This is a genomic window from Floridaenema aerugineum BLCC-F46 (assembly GCF_041929345.1).
Lineage (GTDB): Bacteria > Cyanobacteriota > Cyanobacteriia > Cyanobacteriales > Aerosakkonemataceae > Floridanema > Floridanema aerugineum.
This window is the reverse complement of record NZ_JBHFNQ010000173.1, coordinates 1-21,631: the sequence shown is the minus strand read 5'-3', so window position 1 is coordinate 21,631 and position 21,631 is coordinate 1. Positions and strand designations below refer to the sequence as shown.

Here is a 21,631-nt window from a genome sequence, read left to right as displayed (position 1 = left end):
AAAAAAAGATATCTGAGCCAACGCTTCCATTTAGGATTTTGCCCTTGCTATCTGCTTACTTACTTGTCACTCACGGAAGTCGTGACCCTCGTCCCCAAGCTGCCGTAGAGCAATTAGCGCAATTGCTTTGCCAAAAATTACGCGGGGAAATGCTCACCAAAACTCAGGAACTCACAAATACCGAAATATTAACAAACTCATCTGTTAATGTGGTAACAGTTAGAGAACCCTTGGTGGGTACAGCTTGTTTAGAATTAGCACCTTTACCATTGCATGAACAAATTCAACAGTTTGGTAAATATGCTTCTTCCGCAGGTTTCAAGCATATTCAAATAGTGCCATTATTTCTGCTACCGGGAGTTCATGTTATGGAAGATATCCCCGCAGAAGTAACAAAAGCAAGGGAAAATTTTGGTTGTGACTTAACAATGGAAGTGCGACCTTACTTAGGATTTCATCCCCAAATAAGTCAGGTATTAACTTCTAATTTGCATGGTTTTAACGCCGATGCCTGGATTTTGTTATCTCATGGAAGCCGCCGTCAAGGTGCTAATTATCCAGTGGAAGCATTAGCAAATCAATTAGGAGCATTAGTAGCTTATTGGTCAGTACCACCAAGTTGGGAATCTCAGGCAAAAACTTTACTAATTAAAGGAAAAAAACGCATAGGAATTTTGCCTTATTTCCTATTTTATGGGGGAATTACTGATGCGATCGCACAATCAGTCAAACAAATTAAACAAGAGTACCCAGCGGTAAAATTTCATTTAGCAAAACCCTTGGGAGCCACCTCTGAATTAGCAGAATTAATCTGGGATTTAACGAGCAAATGAATCAAAACACATTAGAAATTACACAAGAGAGGACAACATATTTGGGGAAAGTATATTTAGTCGGTGCAGGCCCAGGAGATCCTGGTTTAATGACACTTAAAGGAAAAGCACTTTTACAATGTGCCGATGTCGTAATTTATGACGCACTTGTTAGCCCTTCAATTTTGGCAATGATTAACCCGCAAGCCGAAAAAATTGATGCGGGAAAAAGAATGGGTAGACACTCATTATTACAAGAAGAAACAACTAAATTATTAATTGAAAAAGCCCAAACTCAAGCAATAGTTGTCCGCCTCAAAGGTGGCGATCCTTTTGTGTTTGGTCGTGGCGGCGAAGAAATGGAAGACTTAATTAATGCCGGAGTTTCAGTAGAAGTAATTCCGGGGATAACATCAGGAATTGCCGCACCAGCTTACGCCGGAATTCCCCTGACGCATCGAAATTATAGTTCTTCAGTCACCTTTGTTACTGGTCATGAAAGCGCCGGAAAATATCGTACTGACATAAATTGGTCTGCGATCGCGCAAGGTTCCGAAACAATTGTAATATACATGGGCGTACATAATTTAGCCCAAATTGTGCCAAAATTACTAACAGCTGGATTAGCAGCAAATACACCCGTAGCCTTAGTTCGTTGGGGTACTAGACCAGAACAAGAAGAACTAATTGGCACCCTAGAAACAATCGTTGAACAAGTAGAAACAACTCAGTTCAGCGCCCCAGCGATCGCCATAATTGGTGCCGTCGTAAACCTACATAGTATACTGTCAGTAGCTCGTCCATCTATATAAACAAACAATGGCTGTTAGTGGAATTACCTCAACTCAAGTAATTCAAACTATATTGGCTCCAGCAGTAATGATTTCCTCCAGTGCCTTATTTTTTTTAGGATTAAGTTCCCGATATGTGGCACTTTTAACCAGAATTAGATTACTCAACGATGAAAAAAGACATCATAATCGACAACTGATGGAACAGGGGAATTTGGCCCAGTTCGATCGCAACAGATTAGGTCATATCAACACTCAGATAGATGCTTTATTACGCGCCACATGGTACGTGCGAAACGCCATTTTGTGCCATATTTTAGCCGTAATCTGTTTTGTGTTGAGTTCATTTGCGATCGCCATCAACTTCCCCATTACTCATCCCCTTATTCAAGGCATACCCATCTATTTATTTTTAAGCGGAATGTTTTTAGTTTTATGCGGTGTTACCTGTATGGCTTTAGATATTTTTATATCTTCCAGAGTCATCTTAGTAGAAGTTAAAGATGAAGGTTAACAGAAAAAAACACTTAGTTGCAAAACTTAAACTTTAAATTCGATACAGGGGGAAACAACCCTCAACTTACCTCAAAAATTTGTGTTAATCTGTCTGTAGAGAGAAAGTTAGCGGTGCAACTAGAAGCCATACCCTCAGCAATATCCAAGAAAAAACTCCTTTTTTCTTCAGGGTGTTGGCTTAATCAAAAAAAGATTATAGTGTATATGATTGGACAACATTTCTGTGCAGCCCTTGTCGATCTATTACCCACATCTATTCCTATTTGTCTACAGCCTGAGAGAAATACAGGAAGACATTCAACCAACCCCCGAGCAACAATCCTGGGAAAGTTTGCGCGATCGTCTCAAACTTGACCAAGAAGCACATAGCAACCCAGAAAGAAACTACCCCTTTATCCTAGAAGATCTCGAAGGCGTAACAGGTTTCTATCGCCACTACATCTTGGGAGATACAGATAGTTTATTAGTTTGTTGCAGTACTAAAGATAAAGAAAATCCCCAAAATTATGATTGCTTTTATAAATTTCAGAAAAAACTAGAAGCTCAAGGCACTATAGGCAAAACATGGCTGATTTTAGGCTATGTAAACTCCGCCACCGATCAAGACAAAGAAAAAGCAGCTAAACAAGCTTACCAGTCATTTAGAAAAGATGCCACAGAACCACAACTGAGACCCGGAAATCACTTTTTAGGAGCTTCAGTTTTTGAAATTTGGGAATCCCCAGAAGATTGGACAAATACCCCAGAAAATGAAAATGTACTAATTTGTATTTGTCCCCAGAAAAAAATAGTAGAAAGGATTGAAACTTTTCAATATGAACTAATGTTATTGTTCTATTACCGCCATAAAATTTATTGGAACTATCGCAGTAGTATAAACATTAGAAAAATGCTGATACAAGAGGGTATTTTCCCCGAAACTAACCAAATAAATGAAGCTATTATTAACTGGCCTGAAATCAGCGACATCGAACGAAACTTTGATTACTTAAATCACGAAATTAGGACAAATTTGCATATTCTAGCTAAATATACAATCGCACTGGAAAGTTTGAAAGTGCAATTGCAAAATTTGCGTCAAAACCTACAAAACTACCAAAATCGCTTAGGAATAATCAAAAGTAAAGCAACAGAAGAAACCGGAATAACTCAACTCAAAATTTTCGAGGAATTCGGCGAATTTACGGCTGCTGATTATCTGTTGCAAATGGAACAAGATTATCGGATATTAATGCCACAATTACAGGTAAGAGAAAAATACATTAATAGTATCCGCACTTTTATTGAACTACTTCGAGGCGAACAAGACCGCCAAATAGCTAGTCAAAATACCAAGTTTCAAAATACAGTACTCTTTCTCGGTACTACTATTGGTACTTCTACCTTTACAGCCGTTGCTTCCGCACCATTTATAATTAAAGAAGCTACTACCTCAAAGTTAAGTCAAACTCCTCATAATGGTTGGTTCACCTGCTTTACTTTCTTAATTGTTTATTTAGCACTCGGTCTAATTTCCGGTTACTTTGTCTCTCAATGGTGGCGGTTTTCTCAAAAATCTAAATGATTTAGATCCCCGACTTCTTAAAGAAGTCGGGGATCTGAGAGAATCTGGGGAACTACAATAAAAAAGACGCATTCAGGTAAAAACTATTTCTCACTCTCACCTCGAACTAGAAGTTCAAGAAACTAGCGATCTTCTCAAACAAACTCAAACCGATCGCATAGACGCTTGGTTAGCTAGTCAAGTACCAGACCTTTCTCGATCGCGCATTCAAAAACTAATTCAACAAGCAAATGTCCAAATTAATGGCTTCGTTTGTACCAGCAAAAATCACACCGTAAAAACAGGCGATCGCATCCAGATCGCTATCCCCGAAGCTACAACTTCAGAACTAAAACCAGAAACAATTCCTCTGGATATCCTTTACGAAGATGACCATTTACTCATAATTAACAAACCTGCTGGTTTAGTGGTTCATCCCGCCGCCGGACACTTCGACGGAACTCTCGTTAATGCTTTGTTAGCCCATTGTCCCTTAGCTGAAATAGGCGGTGTCCAGCGTCCGGGAATAGTTCACCGCTTGGACAAAGATACTACAGGCGCGATCGCGATCGCCAAAACTGACCAAGCTTACCAACACCTGCAAGCACAACTCAAAGCTAAAACCGCCCGTCGCGAATATTTAGGCGTAGTTTATGGCGCTACCAAAACCGAAAGTGGAACGGTTGACCAACCGATCGGTCGTCATCCCCTAGACCGGAAAAAAATGGCAGTTGTCCCAGAAGCAAAAGGCGGTCGTCCCTCAGTCACTCACTGGTGGGTCAAGGAACGCCTGGGAAATTACACTTTGATGCACTTCCAGCTAGAAACAGGTCGTACCCATCAAATTCGCGTTCACTGCGCCCACATCGGTCATCCCATTGTTGGCGATCCTGTTTACAGTTCTGGGCGGGATGTCGGTGTTAACCTACCCGGACAAGCTTTACACGCTTGGCGACTCTCCCTCCAACATCCGGTTACTGGAGAGTTAGTCCAAGCGATCGCCCCACCACCCCATTCTTTTGTGACTCTCCGGGAAGTTTTGCGGCGGCGTTGCGGTCTTCCCCCAAAGTCATTTGAAATTTAAATTAGCCAATTTTATCTACCCAAAGAGGGATGACTTATGCCCTTGCTTCTGTGCTTCCTACTCCTCATCTGTCCCAAAATTCCCCCTACCCCAGCTATTTGGCGAAAATTTTGCCCGGATTTTACATAGCTATGTAAACTTTTCTTCACATAACTATATATATTGTAAATATAATTTTAAGGTAATTTAACCACCAAACCTTCTCCCAGTAAAGCTTAAGGGCAATAATTAAGAAAATATAAAAAACACCTACGGAATTGAAAATTACCCCCATTTATTAAGAGTTGTAAACAATATGGGCTAAATAAGGCTGGATAACCCTAATAGATAAAGGAATTGCAGCCTTTCTCTATACTTAGCTAAAGTATTTAATAATTCGTAATAAATAAATCACAATAGGCAGTGTATAAAAATAACCTGTAGGGACTAGAAGACAGGCAAAAGTTACACAAAACACTCGTTAAGTAAGTTTGCTGGTTTCTCATAAAAAGGTGAACTTTTCTCAGATTTATGCCTTATGCTTGTACAAAGATGAAGAACACTCATCAACGAGTCATAAGTCAGAAGGTCAAAACAGTGTTTTGTTGCCTGAAATCTGACACCTGCTAGGCTAATTCAAATTTAAAAGAGTTAGCTGAACCAGAGATTCCGAAAATTTCCGCAAAACGCACTCAACAACAATTCAAGTAGGAGATTGAGTAAATGTTAGACGCATTCGCCAAGGTTGTTTCTCAGGCTGATGCTAAAGGCGAGTTCCTGAGCGCCGGACAATTAGATGCTTTAACCAACATGGTTAAAGAAGGCAACAAGCGCTTAGATGTCGTGAACCGCATTACCAGCAACGGTTCCACCATCGTTGCTAACGCTGCTCGCGCCTTGTTCGCAGAGCAACCTCAGCTGATCGCTCCTGGCGGAAACGCCTACACCAACCGTCGCATGGCTGCTTGCTTGCGCGACATGGAAATCATCTTACGCTATGTTACTTATGCGATTCTCGCAGGTGACTCCAGCGTATTAGATGACCGCTGCTTGAACGGTCTGCGTGAAACATACCAAGCTCTCGGTACTCCAGGTTCTTCCGTAGCAGTAGGCGTAGCAAAAATGAAAGATGCTGCGATCGCTATTGCTAACGACCCCAACGGTATCAGCAAAGGAGATTGCAGCGCATTAATCTCTGAAGTAGCTAGCTACTTCGATCGCGCTGCGGCTGCAGTTGCTTAATTAATTAATTAAGCAATCGGACAAAAAAAACAGGCAAAATTTTCTGCCTAACCTTAAAAAAAACTGCATTTCATTGTTGGGAGATAGTTAAAGACATGAAGACCCCTATTACCGAAGCGATCGCCGCAGCCGATACCCAAGGCCGTTTCCTGAGCAACACAGAATTACAATCTGCTCGCGGTCGTTTTGACCGTGCAGTTGACAGCATGGAAGCTGCTCGTGCTCTGACCAACAACGCGCAAAGCCTAATCAACGGTGCAGCCCAAGCGGTGTACAACAAATTCCCCTACACCACTCAAATGCAAGGGCCTAACTATGCTTCTACCAACGAAGGCAAAGCCAAGTGCGCTCGTGACATCGGCTACTACCTCCGCATGGTAACCTACTGCTTGGTTGCTGGTGGCACAGGCCCAATGGACGAATACTTGATTGCTGGTTTGGATGAAATCAACAGCGCATTTGAGTTGTCTCCCAGCTGGTACGTAGAAGCTTTGAAATACATCAAAGCTAACCACGGTCTGTCTGGTCAAGCGGCAGGCGAAGCTAATACCTACATCGACTACGCGATCAACGCTTTAAGCTAATCGATCGCATAGCCCGGAAAGGTATGCAGTTGCTAGCTGCGAAACTAGCAGGTGCGTACTTCTCCGGGCATTGTTGTATCTAAATCTAGTGCTCTGTTTGTTGTGTTGGGAGATATATTATTGTGGCGATAACAGCAGCAGCATCTCGGTTGGGAACTTCAGCATTTAGCGACAGCGCTAAAGTAGAGTTGCGTCCCAATGCCAGCAAAGAAGATGTTCAAAATGTAATTCGCGCCGCTTACCGTCAGGTACTTGGCAACGACTATTTAATGGCTTCTGAAAGATTGACCAGCGCGGAATCTTTGCTAACAGATGGCAACATCTCAGTGAGAGAATTTGTTCGCATCCTGGCAAAATCAGAGCTATACAAAACCAAGTTTTTCTACAACAACTTTCAAACTAGGGTCATTGAGCTCAACTATAAACATCTGTTGGGACGTGCCCCTTATGACGAATCTGAGGTAATTTTCCACCTCGATTTGTGGAATGAAAAAGGTTACGACGCAGAAATCGATTCTTATATCGATTCTCCAGAGTACACTGCTAACTTTGGCGATAACATCGTTCCCTTCTATCGCGGTTTTGAAACCCAACCTGGTCAAAAACAAGTCGGTTTTAACCGGATGTTTAAGTTGTACCGGGGTTATGCAAACAGCGATCGCGCCCAAGCTCAAGGCAGCAGTTCTCGCCTCGCCCGTGACTTGGCAATGAACTTACCCACAACCATTGTTAAACCTTCGGGTAGCGAAGGCAGTTGGTCATACTACAGCGCTTCGAGCGATATTGCACCTCGCAACTGTTTGGGTGGTTCCTACGGCGAAAGTGGTCGCGTGTATCGCATCGAAGTTGCAGGCATTCGCCAACCAGGATACCCCGGAGTACGTCGCAGCAGCGTCGCCTACTTGGTACCCTACGAAAACTTGTCCAACAAAATGCAACAAGTTCTTCGCGCTGGCGGCAAAATCATTAGCGTTACCCAAGCTTAAAAATAGTCAATCGATTTTCGATTTTCGATTTGAAAAATCGTAACTTAGGGAATTGGAGGAATTAAATGCTCGGTCAAACCGCTATCGGTAGCGCTGCTAATACACCCTCTGGTAGCCGCGTTTTTCGTTACGAAGTCGTTGGGTTACGTCAAAACGACGAAACTGACAAAAACAACTACTCTATTCGTCGTAGCGGTAGTGTGTTTGTCACCGTACCCTATAGCCGCATGAATGAAGAAATGCGGCGCATCACCCGCTTAGGTGGCAAAATCGTCGGCATTCATGCAATGGGTGCAGAAGAAGCCGCCAAAGCAGAAGAATAGGGGAAACTTGATTATAAGCTATGCAGGAATCCGATCCTGAAAGAATAGGCGCACAGGGAGATTCCCCATCGCTTACCGTAGAGCAAGCGATCGCCAACCTGAGCCACGAAGACACAAGTCTGCGTTACTATGCAGCTTGGTGGCTGGGTAAGTTTCAGGTGAGAGAACCAGCGGCAATAGAAGCTCTGATTGCAGCTTTAGAAGATGAAGCCGATCGCACAGAGTTAGGCGGTTATCCCCTCCGACGCAACGCAGCTAGGGCATTAGGAAAACTGGGAGATGTTAGAGCAACACCAGGCTTAATTAAATGTTTGGATTGTTCTGATTTCTACGTGCGCGAAGCAGCTGCACAGTCGCTGGGCAAATTGGGCGATCCAAGTTGTATACCAGTGCTGGAGCAGCTGCTATCTGGTGGTTTAGCTGCCGCAGTGCCAATACCGGGAAGACCCCACCTAGCTCAGCCTTACGAAGCAGTCATGGAAGCATTGGGCGCATTGGGAGCCAAAACAGCTATCCCTTTGATTCAACCCTTCCTCGAACACCCAGTCGCACGAGTTCAGTATTCCGCTACTAGAGCTATGTATCAGTTGACCCAAGATCCGATCTACGGGGAACGCTTGGTACAAGCTTTGTCAGGAAAGGATATTCAACTGCGTCGAGTCGCACTCTCAGACTTAGGTGCAATTGGTTATTTACCAGCAGCAGAAGCGATCGCTACTTCCGCAACAGAAAACAGCTTCAAATTAATTGCCCTCAAAGGCATTCTCGAACACCAACTTAACCCAGAACAAGCGCAATCGCTTAATGACGCAGCCATCAGAGTTATGACTTTGATGGATTCGCTGTTATAGTCTGTTATTTGTCAATTTTGGATTTTCGATTTTCGATTAAATCTAAAATCTAAAGTCTAAAATCTAAAATCTTTTGACCAAATGACCGATCATCAGCAACTAATTCAAGCTGTAGAACAAGCAGATTCACCAGAACGCCTGATTACAGCAGTCAACACTCTAGCAGCCGCCCGATCGGAAGCGGGAATTCCCACATTAATCGCTGCTTTAGGTTATAACAACCCCGGAGCAGCACTGGCAGCAGTCGCCGGACTAGTTCAAATGGGAGCAACAGCAGTACCTCTATTATTAGAACTGCTTGATGGGTATAACTATGGTGCTAGAGCTTATGCGATTCGCGCTTTAGCTGCGATCGCAGACCCCCGCGCCCTAGAAGTTTTACTCAACGCCGCCAAAAACGACTTCGCCCCTAGCGTCCGTCGTGCTGCAAGCAAAGGATTGGGAAATTTGCACTGGAATCAACTTGAATCTAGCCAAATACAACTTGCCCAACAAAGAGCTTTTCAAACATTAGTAGAAATCTGCCAAGACACCGATTGGTCGATTCGCTACGCAGCAATTGTTGGCTTGCACACAATGGCTAATCAAACTGATTTCCACAAGCTTGTTTTGTCACATTTTCACTCCTTGAGCCAAACAGAAACCGACTTAGCCGTTCGCGCTAGAGTGCAATTAGCCATCAATTCCTAATTTCGTCATTCGTCATTTGTCCTTAGTTATTTGTTAGCAAATAATCACCAATGACCAATGACATAAGACTAATCAACTAGAAAAAGAGAACTAGTTAAAATGTCAATACCTCTCCTAGAAATTACTCCCACCACGCAAAATCAGCGTGTACCCGGTTACGAAGTTCCTGACGAAGATGATTCCCCAATGTATCGTCTGGCCGATGCCATTTCTGATGCAGACATTGATGCCATAATTTGGGCTGGCTATCGCCAAATCTTCAGCGAACATCTAATTTTAGAAAGTCACCGTCAACCATCCTTAGAATCTCTCCTAAGAAATCGAGTGATTTCTGTTAGAGAGTTTATTCGCGGATTAGGCAAATCCGAAGTTTACCGAGAATTAGTTGCTGATACTAACTCGAATTATCGGTTAGTTGACATCACTTTCAAACGCTTCTTAGGACGCGCAACATACAACAAAGACGAGCAAATCTCTTGGTCAATTGTAATTGCTACCAAGGGATTACATGGCTTTATTGATGCCATTGTTGATAGCGAAGAATATGCCCAAAACTTCGGTGATGACATTGTTCCTTATCAACGCCGTCGCTTCAACGAAAGACCTTTTAACTTAGTTAATCCTCGTTATAGCGATTATTGGCGCACTCGCCAAATTGCTATAGAAGGTCGTACCTACTACGAAGTAAAAGTCTCCGGTCAAGGAAACCTAGAAAGACGCTCAGTGCGTTCCGCTATTCCCACTTCATTTCTGGAAATGGCTAAGAGTATAGCCACACCACAAATCGACTTTCAGCGCGATCGCGATCGGGCAATTAACACCGCTAGAAGCGTCCAAATTCCCGAAATGACTCGCAAAGGTGCCACAGTTAAACCATCAGTAAGCCGCACGGAAGTTTCCCTTCCCTACAGCTACATCCCTGCTGATCCTAAAGTCTAGTAATTTTAGATTTTAGGGTTTAAATTTTAGATTAAATCCAAATCTAAAATTTTTCACCCAGCAAACAACTCAAAACACAAAAAGAGACTCATGTCAATACCTTTGCTAACTTACAAACCCTCATCGCAAAATCAGCGAGTAGCGGGTTATGAAGTACCCAACGAAGATACACCCTATATCTATCGTCTAGAAGATTGTGTTGATGAAACTGACATCCAAGAATTAATTTGGGCAGCTTATCGCCAAGTCTTCAGCGAACATGAAATCCTCAAACGTTTTCGCCAACCAGGTTTAGAATCTCAACTGAAAAATCGCTCTATTACTGTGCGCGATTTCATTCGGGGATTGGCAAAAACCGAGGCATTTTATCGCTTAGTTGTGGAAACAAACTCTAACTATCGCGTCGTAGAAGTTTGCCTCAAACGTATTTTGGGACGTGCCCAATACAATAAAGATGAAGAAATAGCCTGGTCAATTAAAATTGCGACCAAAGGCATTGGCGGATTTATTGACGCACTAGTTGATAGCGAAGAGTATCAAACTAACTTTGGTGACAATACAGTACCTTATCAACGTCGTCGGTATAAAGACCGTCCCTTCAACTTGGTAACACCTCGCTACGCTGGCTACTGGCGTGACAAACAAGAGGACGCACGTTACAAATGGGGCGCTGTGGGGAACTTTTTGGACATGGCGCGATCGCTCAAGATCACCCCTGTCACCCAAACTACCAAAGTTGACACCGCGAACATCAAAATTCCTGACACAACCAGGGATAATAAGCCAGAAGGCACTCGCGTATCAATTAACCCAGTGGCATCTTTCCCCGCCCGTAAATAGGTAATCCCATTCACAGCCAATCTTACTAAATTAGGAGATTATTGCATGGCTCTGCCGTTGCTCACATACAAACCATCATCTCAAAACCAGCGGGTTAAAAGTTTTGGAATCGCGGATCTCAACGAAGATACACCTTATATCTATCGCCTAGAAAATGCCGCTTCTCCTGCTGAAATCAGAGAATTAATTTGGGCAGCTTATCGCCAAGTTTTCAGCGAACACGAAATCCTCAAATTCAACCGTCAAATCACCGTAGAAACTCGTTTCGCCAACCGTTCCATTACAGTCCGTGACTTGATTCGGGAATTGGCAAAATCGGAAGCTTTCTACCGTTTAGTTGTTTCCGTTAACAACAACTATCGCTTGGTGGAAATCTGTCTCAAACGCTTTTTAGGTCGCACACCTTACAACAAAGACGAAGAAATCGCTTGGTCAATTGTAATTGCTACCAAAGGTTTTAACGGTTTTGTTGATGCTTTATTGGACAGCGATGAATACACCAACGCTTTTGGTGATTTCACCGTACCTTACCAACGCAAGCGCATGGAAGGTCGTCCTTTCAACTTGGTAACTCCTCGCTACGGCGAAGACTTCCAAGAAAAAGCAGGTACAGTTACTACCGACTGGCGCTTTACCTTGGAGAAATACTACACCGCTAAGTACCAACAGCGCCGTTTACCAGAAGGCGATCCTGGCAAGTTCAAAGATATGGCAGCAGCAGTTAACACCAAACGGTATTATGCTCAAAATATCCCTGCTTCCAGCATCGATTACCTGAACAAAGTACCAAGACGCTAATCAAGATTTTTATCCGCATTTTGTGGGTTAAATCAAAAATCTAAAATCCAAAATCATAGCTGGGTCTGACCTTTGGGAGATAGTTAACTAATATGTGATTAGTTGTTATCATCTCAGCGGTTTAGACCCAGTTGTTGTATTAATTGCGGTAGTTTGAAGTATGGTTCATAAAATTGTTAGCCGATCGCCTCATGATTAAAAACACATAGTACGATCTTTAAGTAATGTTTCAATGTGTGAACCAATGACAGCACAAGCACCTGCATCAATTTATGACATTTCTGCAACAACTATTGACGGAAACTTAGTTCCGTTGAATATCTATAAGGATAAAATTTTACTAATTGTAAATACTGCTAGTCAGTGTGGCTTTACACCTCAATATAAAGGATTACAAGAGTTATACGATCGATATGCTAGCCAAGGATTAGTTGTTTTAGGATTTCCCTGTAACCAATTTGGACAACAAGAACCTGGAAACTCAAACCAAATTCAGTCTTTTTGTGAAACTAACTTTGGAGTTTCCTTTCCACTTTTTCAGAAAATTGAAGTGAATGGGAAAAATGCCCATCCGCTATACCAATATTTGACTAAAGCTGCACCTGGTTTTTTAGGTACAGAGGGAATTAAGTGGAACTTCACTAAATTTCTTGTCAATCGTAGTGGAAACGTTGTTAAACGCTATCCTCCAATGACAAAACCGGAAGATTTGGCAAAAGATATTCAAGCGTTGCTGTAAGCGATCGAGAATTTTAGAGTCAACTTTTTATAGTCATTCTCTAAAATTTGGCAATTCTCATCCTGAGAAAAACTAGAGGGGAAGCAAAACCTTTGTTAATTTTACTTCCCCTCAAAACAACTGAAATTAACTGATTTACGATCGGCCTTTTTTCATTCAACTAGCTTACTTACCATCGCTAGAACTTTTTTGCCCATTAGGAGGCGCAACTACTACACCTTTATCGCTAGCACGTTGTTCGCGTTTTTTGCGTTCAGCTTTGACGGCATCTTCCATTATTATTAATGCCTGAGCCATTTTCTCTAAATTGCTGCGGTAAAGTTCGAGATCTTTTTGTACTTTGTCTTCTGGTAAATGCAACCCAGCGCTAATTTTTTTGAGTGCTTCAGTCACTTGTTTGGGATCTTTTGCTAATTCGGGATCTGCTTGTTCAATTAAGTTAAATAAACCGACAGCAAACAAGCGACTGTATTTAAATTTTTGGTTATTAGCGATCGCTTGCAGAGTTCCTTGTAAATCCCCGGTATTAGCAAACAAAGACTCTTGACTCAAGCTATCAATCACATCTTTTGCCGAGCGCTGCGCCACAAAAGCCCTTAAACGTTCAGCATCCTGCTTATAAGTTTGGGCATCACTTCCCACCGCTTGACAAAGTGCAGCAAATATGGGTTCTTTGTCCGCTTCCGGGCGATAACCTTGCATAAAGCGGTCAAAGGTAGTCACCACCCCTAAAGCATAAATAGGGTCATAGCTGAAGTCATTATTGACCGAAAGCAAGTGCATTTCCACCATTAACTCTTCTACCACTCGCCGATAAATTGTGTTAATCGGGCGAGTGTGGAGGGAGTAGAAAGTTCGCTTAGTATCTGAAACAGTGCGGACGTTGTTCACGGAAAACAATTAAGGAGGAATTAAAATTATTGTCTCCTTTAAGGGTAACTTTGCCAAGCAGAAGGTGGGGGAAGTTTTGAGTTCTGAGTTTTGAGTTTTGAGTTTTGAGTTAATTACTGGCTTAAAATTTAAAATTGTGACCATTCTCCGGTCTTGAGATGAGATTTTCTGACCAATTAATTGCTTTAGCTAGTTACATGGCAGGTGAGTTTGACAATCAGGCACAAGCGATCGCCGATCCAGCTTGGTACGTTCACCTGCGACTTTGGCAGCGACCTGTACCTTTGTTTACTGAAGATAGCATCACCTTATTTGCTGAACAAGCCAATATTGTTAATTTAGAGCAAGCTTATCGACCGCGAATCATTCGCCTGCGAGAACGAACTGAGCTTGACTCCTCCCTTGAGGTGCAGTATTACATGATCAAAGACCCGGCATTAGTACAGGGGGCTGGGCGCGATCGAGAAAAGCTGAAAACCTTAACTTATGAGCAAATCGAATTCTTGCCCGGTTGTACCCTTAACGTCACGCAAAATTCTTTAACCACCCAAACCTATCACTTTCAAGCATCTTTACCCCCAGATGCTCGTTGCTGCTTCACCTATCGTAATGAAACTTACCAAGTTTCTCTCGGATTTGAAGCCACACCCGAACACTTTCTCAGTTATGACAAAGGTATAGATCCTCAGACAGGAAAAGCGATTTGGGGAGCATTGCTTGGCCCTTTTCGCTTCACCAAACGCCTGGATTTTTCTTCTGAAATAGCCCTGTGAAGTGCAAGGGGCTCCAGGGGTTCTTTTGGGCTCCAGGGGCAGGGGAGCAAATTGAAGAATTTATCTTGTTCCCCGTTCCTGTTCCCTGTTCCCTTTCTTTCCTTGGAGCCTTGGAGCCACTAGGTAGCAATGGTGCGGGGTACACCTTCTAAAGCTTCTTCCTCGGTTTCAAAGATTTCAAATACCGAGTCCATCATCGTCACTTCAAAAACCAATCTAGCTTCTGGATGCACACTACAAATACGGAAACTCCCCTTAACTTTATCTGCATCTCGCATTCCAGCCACCAATGACGTGAGGCCGGAACTGTCGATAAAATTGACCAGACCCAAATTCACGACCACATGACGGCTGAGTTTAGAAATACATTCTTGCAACTTTAGGCGAAATTGCCACGCAGTTGTAATGTCCAAGCGACCTGCTGGTGTCAAGACAATGACAGTAGTGCCGTCTTGGGTCGTGTGGGTTTTTTGTTCGATCTGAATCACTGACCCTCCCCTTGAAATCGTAAGAGTTTGGAGTTTTTGCACACAACCTAAATCTTATAAACCGTCAAGCAATCCCTGGTAAGTGGGTGCCAATATGAAATTTATAAGATCCACAGTTGTACAGTTTTGCGGTTATAGGAAATAGTATTTTTTGTTTCTCTTACTATTGTTCCCAGGCTGAGGCAAAAATGAATAACCTCTTTAATTTTGGGTTGTTCATCTCAGTAGTTTAACTCAGACTTCTGCATTAGGAAGCAGTCCAGTTAGCCCAATCTTGAGGTTTCAAGAAGGTTTCATATAATTGGGCTTCTGGGGTGTTAGGTTCTGGCTGATAGCCATATTCCCAGCGTACCAGAGGTGGTAAAGACATCAAAATGGACTCGGTGCGTCCGTTGGTTTGCAGACCGAAAATGGTGCCGCGATCGTAAACCAGATTAAACTCGACGTAGCGCCCGCGACGATAAAGTTGGAAGTTACGTTCGCGATCGCCATACTCCAAATTACGCCGACGTTCTACGATCGGAACATAAGCGGGTAAAAATGCCTTACCGCACTCTTGAACAAAAGCAAACAACTCTTCCCAAGTGCGAGTCAATGAACCAACCTTCGCACTATGAAGTGCTGCTAGCCCATCGGTATTACTTGCCCGATACAATTCCCCTTGAGCATCTTGGTAATCAAAAAAGATCCCACCCACACCCCTTGTTTCCTGACGGTGCTTCAAGTAAAAATACTCATCACACCAATATTTAAACGTCGGATAGTACTCTGAATGGTGGGCATCACAAGCTTGTTTAAAAGTCTTGTGGAAATGAGCCGCATCCTCAGCAAAAGGATAGTAAGGTGTCAAATCAGCACCACCACCAAACCACCAAACTGGCCCTGCTTCAAAATAACGATAATTCAAATGTACCGTCGGAATGTAAGGGTTGCGGGGGTGCAATACCATTGAAGTCCCAGTAGCATAGAAACCATGTCCAGCAGCTTCCGGGCGTTGTGCCAAAATCGAGGGCGGTAAATGTTCGCCCCAAACTTCCGAAAAGTTAACACCGCCTTGCTCAAAAACTGCACCTTCGCGCATCACGCGAGAACGACCTCCACCGCCTTCTGGTCTTTCCCAAGAATCTTCTTGGAAATTACCTACGCCGTCTACTGCTGCTAAACCTTGACAAATTTCATCTTGGATTTGGCGCATAAACTGGCTAACTCTAGCTTTGGAATCAGCTGGAGGTACAGAATTAGAGGAAGTTACTTCGGAAGTTGAAAAAGCCGTCATATAAACACTTAAATCCCAATATTACGCAAACGAATAGCCCTAGAGAAAGAAGAGAGCGTTTTTAGATTAACTCGAATCGGGTCTTCACGGATAAACAACTAAGTTAACTTTAATTGAGGGCAAAAGATAAAAATTCTCATTTGAAGTCGAGAGTAGGGAACAGAATAAATTCTCTAATCGTCCCAAGAGTCCCAAGAGTCCCAAGAGTCCCAAGAGTCCCAAGAGTCCCAAGAGTCATAAATTCTCTAATCGTCCCAAGAGTCCCAAGAGTCCCAAGAGTCCCAAGAGTCCCAAGAGTCCCAAGAGTCCCAAGAGTCCCAAGAGTCCCAAGAGTCCCAAGAGTCCCCTTGTTACCGCGTTAGCGACCAAAAAATTTCTGAGGGGGGGATGTTATCCAATACACAATTAGCATACAATCAGGCTGTCTTGGAGGCTTGCTAAGGGAGGATTGCTATGATTCCCAATTTTTTCTCCAAATCTGTCCGTAAAAGAGTCCGAAAGAGATACCGAGTTTCTTTAGCCAGGACGTATAAAGCCCTGAGTTCTGCATCGGTGGATGCTCTTTGGCAGAAAATGACGGATTTAGCGGATGTTTCTTGGCATCCTTTGTTAGCAAGCACAAATGTCCCTAAAGGATTGGTAGCTAAACCTGGTTTGATTTACCAGGCGATAACGCGATCGATCCTACCCATCCCCATTCAAATTTTTGTCGAACAAGTCCGACCCAGAGAATTATTGAGTGTCCGAATAATCGCTCTACCAGGGCTGGAGGAACGAGTGACTTACAAAGTTGAGTCCACTGTCTGTGGCACTCAAATATCTTATTCTGTCACCTTACAGGGCTGGTTGTCGCCATTAATTTGGTCTTTAATTCGATCGAGCGCCGCAAGAGTTGCGGCACAATTAGCTGATGCAGCAGAGGAAAAGCCGTTATTGAGATAAGGCGAGATTCAAAATACACTCCGAATCAAACCGCCATCAACTCTCAGACTGGCACCATTAATAGCAGAAGCTAAGGGACTAGACACAAATGCCACCAAATCAGCGATTTCTGAAGTACGAATCAAACGCCCAATTAAGGAAGTGGGACGATTTTCGCTCATAAAGCGTTTTTCGGCTATTTCATAATCAACATCGGGAAAAACATCTCGAATTAATTCCACAACTCCAGAAGTTTTTGTCGAACCTGGAAGAACTGAATTAACTGTTACATTGGTTCCTTTTGTTAGTTCGGCAAGACTGCGAGAAATGGAAAGCTGCATAGTTTTAGTGGCGCTATAATGAACCATTTCCATAGCAGGATTAATGGCTGATTCGCTGGAAATAAAGACAATTCGCCCATAATTACGGTCTAACATTTTTCGCAAATAATGCCGACTCAAGCGCACACCACTGAGAATATTTACTTCAAATATTTTGAGCCATTGTTCATCAGTGGTATCAAAGAAATCTACTGCTTCATAAATACCTAAATTATTGACAAGGATATCAACTTCTGAATATTCTGCGATCGTATGAAGGCAGCCTTGGGCAACACCGTTATCTGCTACCAAGGGCAGGAGTTTTGCTTGGGGATAATCGGAAGAAATTTTTTCAATTGCACTGTTGACACTGTTTGATGTTCTACCATTAATAATCACACTAGCTCCTTCACGGGCTAAGGTGCGAGCAATTTCTAAACCGATGCCACCCGCAGAAGCAGTCACAAGTGCAGTTTGATTTTGCAGTTGTAGATCCATTTTTACTCCCCATTGAGTTTAGTTTATTGGAAACTGAAAAAATTGCTCCCCTGCTCCGAGAGTTGCGGGGGTCTCTCTACTGTCTCAATAAATAATTTAGATGCGTGACAGTTTAGACTCTGACCACCATTAGTTAAGATTTTAAAAGAATTAACCTCAAAACACCCCGAAAAACAAGGGGAGAACACTAATGTCAGAAGTTCTCGATGTCAGCACAATTTTAGAAGTATTGCGACCAGTCCAAGACCCGGAACTCCGCAAAAGTCTGGTGGAATTAAATATGATTCGCAACGTCAAGGTTGATGCTGGCTTAGTCAGTTTTACTCTTGTGTTGACGACTCCAGCCTGTCCTTTGCGCGAGTTTATTGTGGAAGATTGCCAGAAGGCAGTGAAAAAATTACCTGGGGTGAGGGATGTCAAAGTTGATGTTACCGCAGAAACACCGCAGCAAAAATCTCTCCCCGATCGCACTGGAATCGCTGGGGTAAAAAATATTTTAGCCGTTTCCAGTGGTAAAGGTGGCGTAGGCAAAAGCACTGTCGCCGTAAATGTCGCCGTCGCTTTGGCGCAAACTGGCGCTAAGGTGGGGATGATTGATGCCGATATTTATGGCCCTAATGTCCCCACAATGCTGGGACTTTCCGAGGCGAAGGTAGCGGTACGGCAAACTCCACAAGGGGAAGTTTTGGAACCAGCTTTTAATCACGGTGTCAAGATGGTTTCAATGGGCTTTTTAATTGATAAAGACCAACCTGTGATTTGGCGTGGCCCAATGCTTAATGGCATTATCCGACAGTTTCTTTACCAAGTGGAATGGGGGGAACTGGATTATTTAATTGTGGATATGCCTCCGGGAACTGGGGATGCTCAATTAACTTTAGTGCAAGCAGTGCCAATGGCGGGGGCTGTGATTGTTACCACGCCGCAAAATGTGGCTTTGTTGGACTCTCGGAAAGGGTTAAAGATGTTCCAGCAGATGGGAGTACCAGTTTTGGGCATTGTGGAAAACATGAGTTATTTCATTCCTCCTGATTTGCCCGATCGCCAGTATGACATTTTTGGCTCTGGTGGTGGGGAAAAAACCGCAACGGAATTAGGTGTAAGCTTACTTGGTTGTGTACCTTTGGAAATTCCCTTGCGTCAAGGTGGCGATCGCGGTATACCTATTGTGGCTGCTGACCCAGATTCTGCCTCTGCCAAAGCCTTAACGCAGATTGCTAAACAAATAGCCGCAAAAGTTTCTGTTGCTGCCCTAGCTTAGAAGCTCTTGGATCTCTCGGAGATGGGGAGATGGGTTCGATTAGGGGAGATGGGGGGAAATAATCCAATTACCTCTTCGACTCCCCCCACCCCCCTACCTCCCCACCCCCCCACTTCTTCCCAGTCCCTACTCAAAACTCTCTGACTCAAAACTCAAAACTTTCTCAATCCCCAATCCCCTTGCCTTCTGCTATAAAATCTAAAATTGCTCTGTTCCCTGGAGTTCGATCTAAATAATCATGATGTTGAAGTCAATCAAATCATTTCGCTGGAAGTCTATTGTCTCACCTTGGCAACAAACTGACATTTGGCTGTTTCTGCTGCCTGTGGGACTTTCCATTTTAGGCGGCATCATGATCCGTAGTACAGAACTCAATCAAATAAAGCCTGACTGGTGGCAGTCTTGGGTTTTGCCTTTGTTTGGTTTAACAGCGGTATTAACGATATTAGTGGTGGTAGCACAATATGTCGCTCATGAATATTGGCAGCAGTGGTTGATTGGTGGTCTGGCTTTTGGTTTGATTTTTATTAAAGCCTTTTTAGAAGCCCCCAAATGGGCAGAACATATCCTCATTACTGTAGTCGGTTTATGCTTAATGCTGTTATGCGCTCGCTGGCGTTTTGAAAACTTGATTAAATGGCATTGGGTGATCTTCGCGATTAGCAATCTGTCTTTGATCTGGGTAATGATTGCTGGTACAAGTGCCAAAGGTGCCCAGCGTTGGATTGCGATCGGTTCTTTCTATGTTCAGCCTTCAGAATTTGCTAAGTTATCTTTGATTATTACTCTAGCTGTGTTGTTAAGTGCTAAAGATTCTGGGACTATGGGTTCTCTAACCAGGTCTTTGGGAATTACAGCTGTTCCTTGGATTTTAGTTTTTTTACAACCAGATTTGGGATCTTCTTTGGTTTTTGGTGCGATTACTGTGGGAATGCTTTACTGGGCTAATGTGAATCCCGGTTGGTTGATCTTACTGAGTTCTCCTCTTGTCTCAGCAGTTTTGTTTAATGTTTATTTACCGGGATGGTGCGCGTGGTCAGCATTAATGGCATTGATTGGCTGGAAAAGTTTACCTTGGCCGATCAGGGGTGCGGTGGGTGCAGTAGGGATTAATTTAATCGGTGGTGAAGCTGGGCTGATTTTTTGGGGTTTGTTGAAGGATTATCAAAAAAATCGCATTATTAACTTTTTGCACCCGGAACAAGATCCTTTAGGTGCGGGATATCACTTGATTCAATCTCGGATTGCGATCGGTTCTGGTGAACTTTGGGGCAGGGGTCTGTTTCATGGAACTCAAACTCAAGGAAATTTTGTTCCTGAACAACATACAGATTTTATTTTTTCCGCTATTGGCGAGGAACTGGGTTTTGTGGGTTGTATGGCGGTTTTGCTGGCTTTTTGGTTCCTCTGTCTACGTTTGGTGATCATTGCTGAGAGTTCTAAGAATAATTTTGGTTCTCTGTTAGTTATTGGTGTTTTGGTAATGATTGTGTTTCAGGTGATTGTTAATGTCGGTATGACTATTGGCATGGCACCTGTAACTGGGAAGAGTTTGCCTTGGGTGAGTTACGGGCGATCGGCTATTTTGACTCAATTTATTGCGATCGGATTGGTACAATCAGTGGCAAATTATCGACAGCGACTTAAGTTTTAGGGGATTGGGGACGTTCGGCTGAGCGTTCGACTGAGCTCACGCCGAAGTCGCTCACGTCGAAGCCTGGGTACTGGGGACTGGGAAAAGGTGGTTATATGGGGTGAAACAATTCAAATACATCTAACTTCACCCTACCCCCTAATATTGTTTCTTCTTAAGTTTGCTACAAATGATTGACACGGGGACGCGGCGACACGGCGACGCGGAGATTGATGTGTAGCAAACATTTAGGGATTTGATATAACTCCCCACCTCATCTGCCTTTGACCAAAAACAAGGGGATACAAGCCCCGTCCTTCGGCAGGCTCAGGAACACCTTGTAGGGCGGCTTTAGTTGTGTTAAGCTAATCGCCGTAGAGGTTTTCCACGTCAGATGATCGTTTTAGAGTTGAAAGCACAAGGGAAAACAACTCAATATAAAGCCATTGATGAAGCAATTAGGACTGCTCAATTTGTCCGCAACAAATGCCTCCGCTTTTGGATGGACAATCGGGGAGTAGGACAGAAAGAATTGTATCGTCACAACACGGCATTAAGAGCAGAGTACCCTTTTGTGAAAGCTTTAAACTCTCATGCTTGCCAAGTTGCAGTGGAATGGGCGTATTCAGCAATTGCTCGATTTTATGATAATTGCCGAAAGTCTGTTCCTGGGAAAAAAGGCTATCCAAAGTTTAAGAAAAACTGTCGTTCGGTTGAGTACAAAACTTCGGGATGGTCACTTTCTGAAACTAGGAAACAAATCACCTTTACCGATAAGAAAGGGATTGGCAAGTTAAAACTCAAAGGAACGTGGGATCTGAACTTCTACCAATTAGAGCAGATAAAACGAGTC

Annotated in this window: 23 protein-coding genes and 1 pseudogene; 20 read left to right on the top strand and 4 right to left on the bottom strand. The window is 43.2% G+C overall.

The window, feature by feature from the left end; translation table 11 throughout:
• Window positions 1-44 precede the first annotated feature (44 nt).
• The 15 genes from ACE1CC_RS22675 (at window position 45) to ACE1CC_RS22605 (ending at window position 12,717) form a co-directional block, all read left to right on the top strand.
• On the top strand, window positions 45-833 hold the full coding sequence (locus ACE1CC_RS22675; protein ID WP_413272707.1) for a sirohydrochlorin chelatase: 789 nt from the start codon (window positions 45-47) through the stop codon (window positions 831-833).
• The gene (gene cobA / locus ACE1CC_RS22670) at window positions 830-1,624 is read left to right on the top strand and encodes a uroporphyrinogen-III C-methyltransferase (RefSeq protein WP_413272706.1); all 795 of its coding nucleotides are present in this window, start codon (window positions 830-832) and stop codon (window positions 1,622-1,624) included. Before ACE1CC_RS22675 ends, cobA begins: the two co-directional genes overlap by 4 nt.
• A 7-nt stretch (window positions 1,625-1,631) precedes the next feature.
• Entirely contained in the window at window positions 1,632-2,117 is a 486-nt protein-coding gene (locus ACE1CC_RS22665; RefSeq protein WP_413272705.1) for a DUF2721 domain-containing protein, read from the top strand.
• Window positions 2,118-2,342: 225 nt separating this feature from the next.
• Window positions 2,343-3,683 carry a hypothetical protein gene (locus tag ACE1CC_RS22660; protein WP_413272704.1) on the top strand — a complete coding sequence of 447 codons (1,341 nt, stop codon included), beginning with the start codon at window positions 2,343-2,345 and terminating at the stop codon, window positions 3,681-3,683.
• Window positions 3,684-3,768: 85 nt separating this feature from the next.
• Window positions 3,769-4,746, top strand: a complete 978-nt coding sequence (locus ACE1CC_RS22655) for an RluA family pseudouridine synthase (protein ID WP_413272710.1) — start codon at window positions 3,769-3,771, stop codon at window positions 4,744-4,746.
• Between the two features lie 702 nt (window positions 4,747-5,448).
• A complete protein-coding gene (locus tag ACE1CC_RS22650) occupies window positions 5,449-5,967 on the top strand; it encodes a phycocyanin subunit beta (RefSeq protein ID WP_413272703.1) in 519 nt (172 codons plus the stop codon).
• Between the two features lie 95 nt (window positions 5,968-6,062).
• Window positions 6,063-6,551, top strand: a complete 489-nt coding sequence (cpcA, locus tag ACE1CC_RS22645; RefSeq protein ID WP_413272702.1) for a phycocyanin subunit alpha — start codon at window positions 6,063-6,065, stop codon at window positions 6,549-6,551.
• A gap of 122 nt (window positions 6,552-6,673) precedes the next feature.
• Window positions 6,674-7,537 (top strand): phycobilisome rod-core linker polypeptide, encoded by an 864-nt coding sequence (locus tag ACE1CC_RS22640; protein WP_413272701.1) that lies wholly within the window; start codon window positions 6,674-6,676, stop codon window positions 7,535-7,537.
• A 65-nt stretch (window positions 7,538-7,602) separates the two neighbouring features.
• Window positions 7,603-7,860, top strand: coding sequence for a phycobilisome linker polypeptide (locus ACE1CC_RS22635; protein WP_413272700.1), 258 nt, complete (start codon window positions 7,603-7,605; stop codon window positions 7,858-7,860).
• A gap of 20 nt (window positions 7,861-7,880) precedes the next feature.
• Complete coding sequence (locus tag ACE1CC_RS22630; RefSeq protein ID WP_413272699.1) at window positions 7,881-8,711, top strand: HEAT repeat domain-containing protein; 831 nt, start codon at window positions 7,881-7,883, stop codon at window positions 8,709-8,711.
• A gap of 81 nt (window positions 8,712-8,792) precedes the next feature.
• Window positions 8,793-9,401: a HEAT repeat domain-containing protein gene (locus tag ACE1CC_RS22625; RefSeq protein ID WP_413272698.1), complete on the top strand. Its 609-nt coding sequence runs from the start codon at window positions 8,793-8,795 to the stop codon at window positions 9,399-9,401.
• A gap of 99 nt (window positions 9,402-9,500) precedes the next feature.
• A complete protein-coding gene (locus tag ACE1CC_RS22620) occupies window positions 9,501-10,340 on the top strand; it encodes a phycobilisome rod-core linker polypeptide (RefSeq protein ID WP_413272697.1) in 840 nt (279 codons plus the stop codon).
• A gap of 90 nt (window positions 10,341-10,430) precedes the next feature.
• Entirely contained in the window at window positions 10,431-11,180 is a 750-nt protein-coding gene (locus tag ACE1CC_RS22615; protein WP_413272696.1) for a phycobilisome rod-core linker polypeptide, read from the top strand.
• Between the two features lie 45 nt (window positions 11,181-11,225).
• A complete protein-coding gene (locus ACE1CC_RS22610; RefSeq protein WP_413272695.1) occupies window positions 11,226-11,978 on the top strand; it encodes a phycobilisome rod-core linker polypeptide in 753 nt (250 codons plus the stop codon).
• A 244-nt stretch (window positions 11,979-12,222) separates the two neighbouring features.
• Window positions 12,223-12,717 (top strand): glutathione peroxidase, encoded by a 495-nt coding sequence (locus tag ACE1CC_RS22605; RefSeq protein WP_413272694.1) that lies wholly within the window; start codon window positions 12,223-12,225, stop codon window positions 12,715-12,717.
• A 165-nt stretch (window positions 12,718-12,882) separates the two neighbouring features.
• Here the strand turns inward: ACE1CC_RS22605 and psb29 are convergent, their stop codons facing one another.
• Window positions 12,883-13,608, bottom strand: a complete 726-nt coding sequence (gene psb29 / locus ACE1CC_RS22600) for a photosystem II biogenesis protein Psp29 (protein WP_413272693.1) — start codon at window positions 13,606-13,608, stop codon at window positions 12,883-12,885.
• Window positions 13,609-13,766: 158 nt separating this feature from the next.
• On the opposite strand from psb29, the gene ACE1CC_RS22595 reads away from it, so the two are divergent.
• Entirely contained in the window at window positions 13,767-14,381 is a 615-nt protein-coding gene (locus ACE1CC_RS22595) for a chromophore lyase CpcT/CpeT (RefSeq protein ID WP_413272692.1), read from the top strand.
• Window positions 14,382-14,500: 119 nt separating this feature from the next.
• Here ACE1CC_RS22595 and ACE1CC_RS22590 read toward each other — a convergent pair whose 3' ends face one another.
• Together ACE1CC_RS22590 and hemF are read right to left on the bottom strand one after the other, a co-directional pair.
• The gene (locus ACE1CC_RS22590) at window positions 14,501-14,869 is read right to left on the bottom strand and encodes an STAS domain-containing protein (protein WP_413272691.1); all 369 of its coding nucleotides are present in this window, start codon (window positions 14,867-14,869) and stop codon (window positions 14,501-14,503) included.
• Between the two features lie 247 nt (window positions 14,870-15,116).
• Window positions 15,117-16,145, bottom strand: a complete 1,029-nt coding sequence (gene hemF, locus ACE1CC_RS22585) for an oxygen-dependent coproporphyrinogen oxidase (RefSeq protein ID WP_413272690.1) — start codon at window positions 16,143-16,145, stop codon at window positions 15,117-15,119.
• Between the two features lie 453 nt (window positions 16,146-16,598).
• On the opposite strand from hemF, the gene ACE1CC_RS22580 reads away from it, so the two are divergent.
• Window positions 16,599-17,087, top strand: a complete 489-nt coding sequence (locus tag ACE1CC_RS22580; protein WP_413272689.1) for an SRPBCC family protein — start codon at window positions 16,599-16,601, stop codon at window positions 17,085-17,087.
• An 8-nt stretch (window positions 17,088-17,095) separates the two neighbouring features.
• Here the strand turns inward: ACE1CC_RS22580 and ACE1CC_RS22575 are convergent, their stop codons facing one another.
• On the bottom strand, window positions 17,096-17,884 hold the full coding sequence (locus tag ACE1CC_RS22575; protein ID WP_413272688.1) for an SDR family NAD(P)-dependent oxidoreductase: 789 nt from the start codon (window positions 17,882-17,884) through the stop codon (window positions 17,096-17,098).
• A gap of 190 nt (window positions 17,885-18,074) precedes the next feature.
• On the opposite strand from ACE1CC_RS22575, the gene ACE1CC_RS22570 reads away from it, so the two are divergent.
• The 3 genes and pseudogenes from ACE1CC_RS22570 to ACE1CC_RS22560 form a co-directional block, all read left to right on the top strand.
• A complete protein-coding gene (locus ACE1CC_RS22570; RefSeq protein ID WP_413272687.1) occupies window positions 18,075-19,145 on the top strand; it encodes an Mrp/NBP35 family ATP-binding protein in 1,071 nt (356 codons plus the stop codon).
• A gap of 238 nt (window positions 19,146-19,383) precedes the next feature.
• A complete protein-coding gene (gene rodA, locus ACE1CC_RS22565; protein WP_413272686.1) occupies window positions 19,384-20,799 on the top strand; it encodes a rod shape-determining protein RodA in 1,416 nt (471 codons plus the stop codon).
• Between the two features lie 373 nt (window positions 20,800-21,172).
• A pseudogene (locus ACE1CC_RS22560) lies at window positions 21,173-21,631 on the top strand (RNA-guided endonuclease TnpB family protein); the annotation flags it as partial.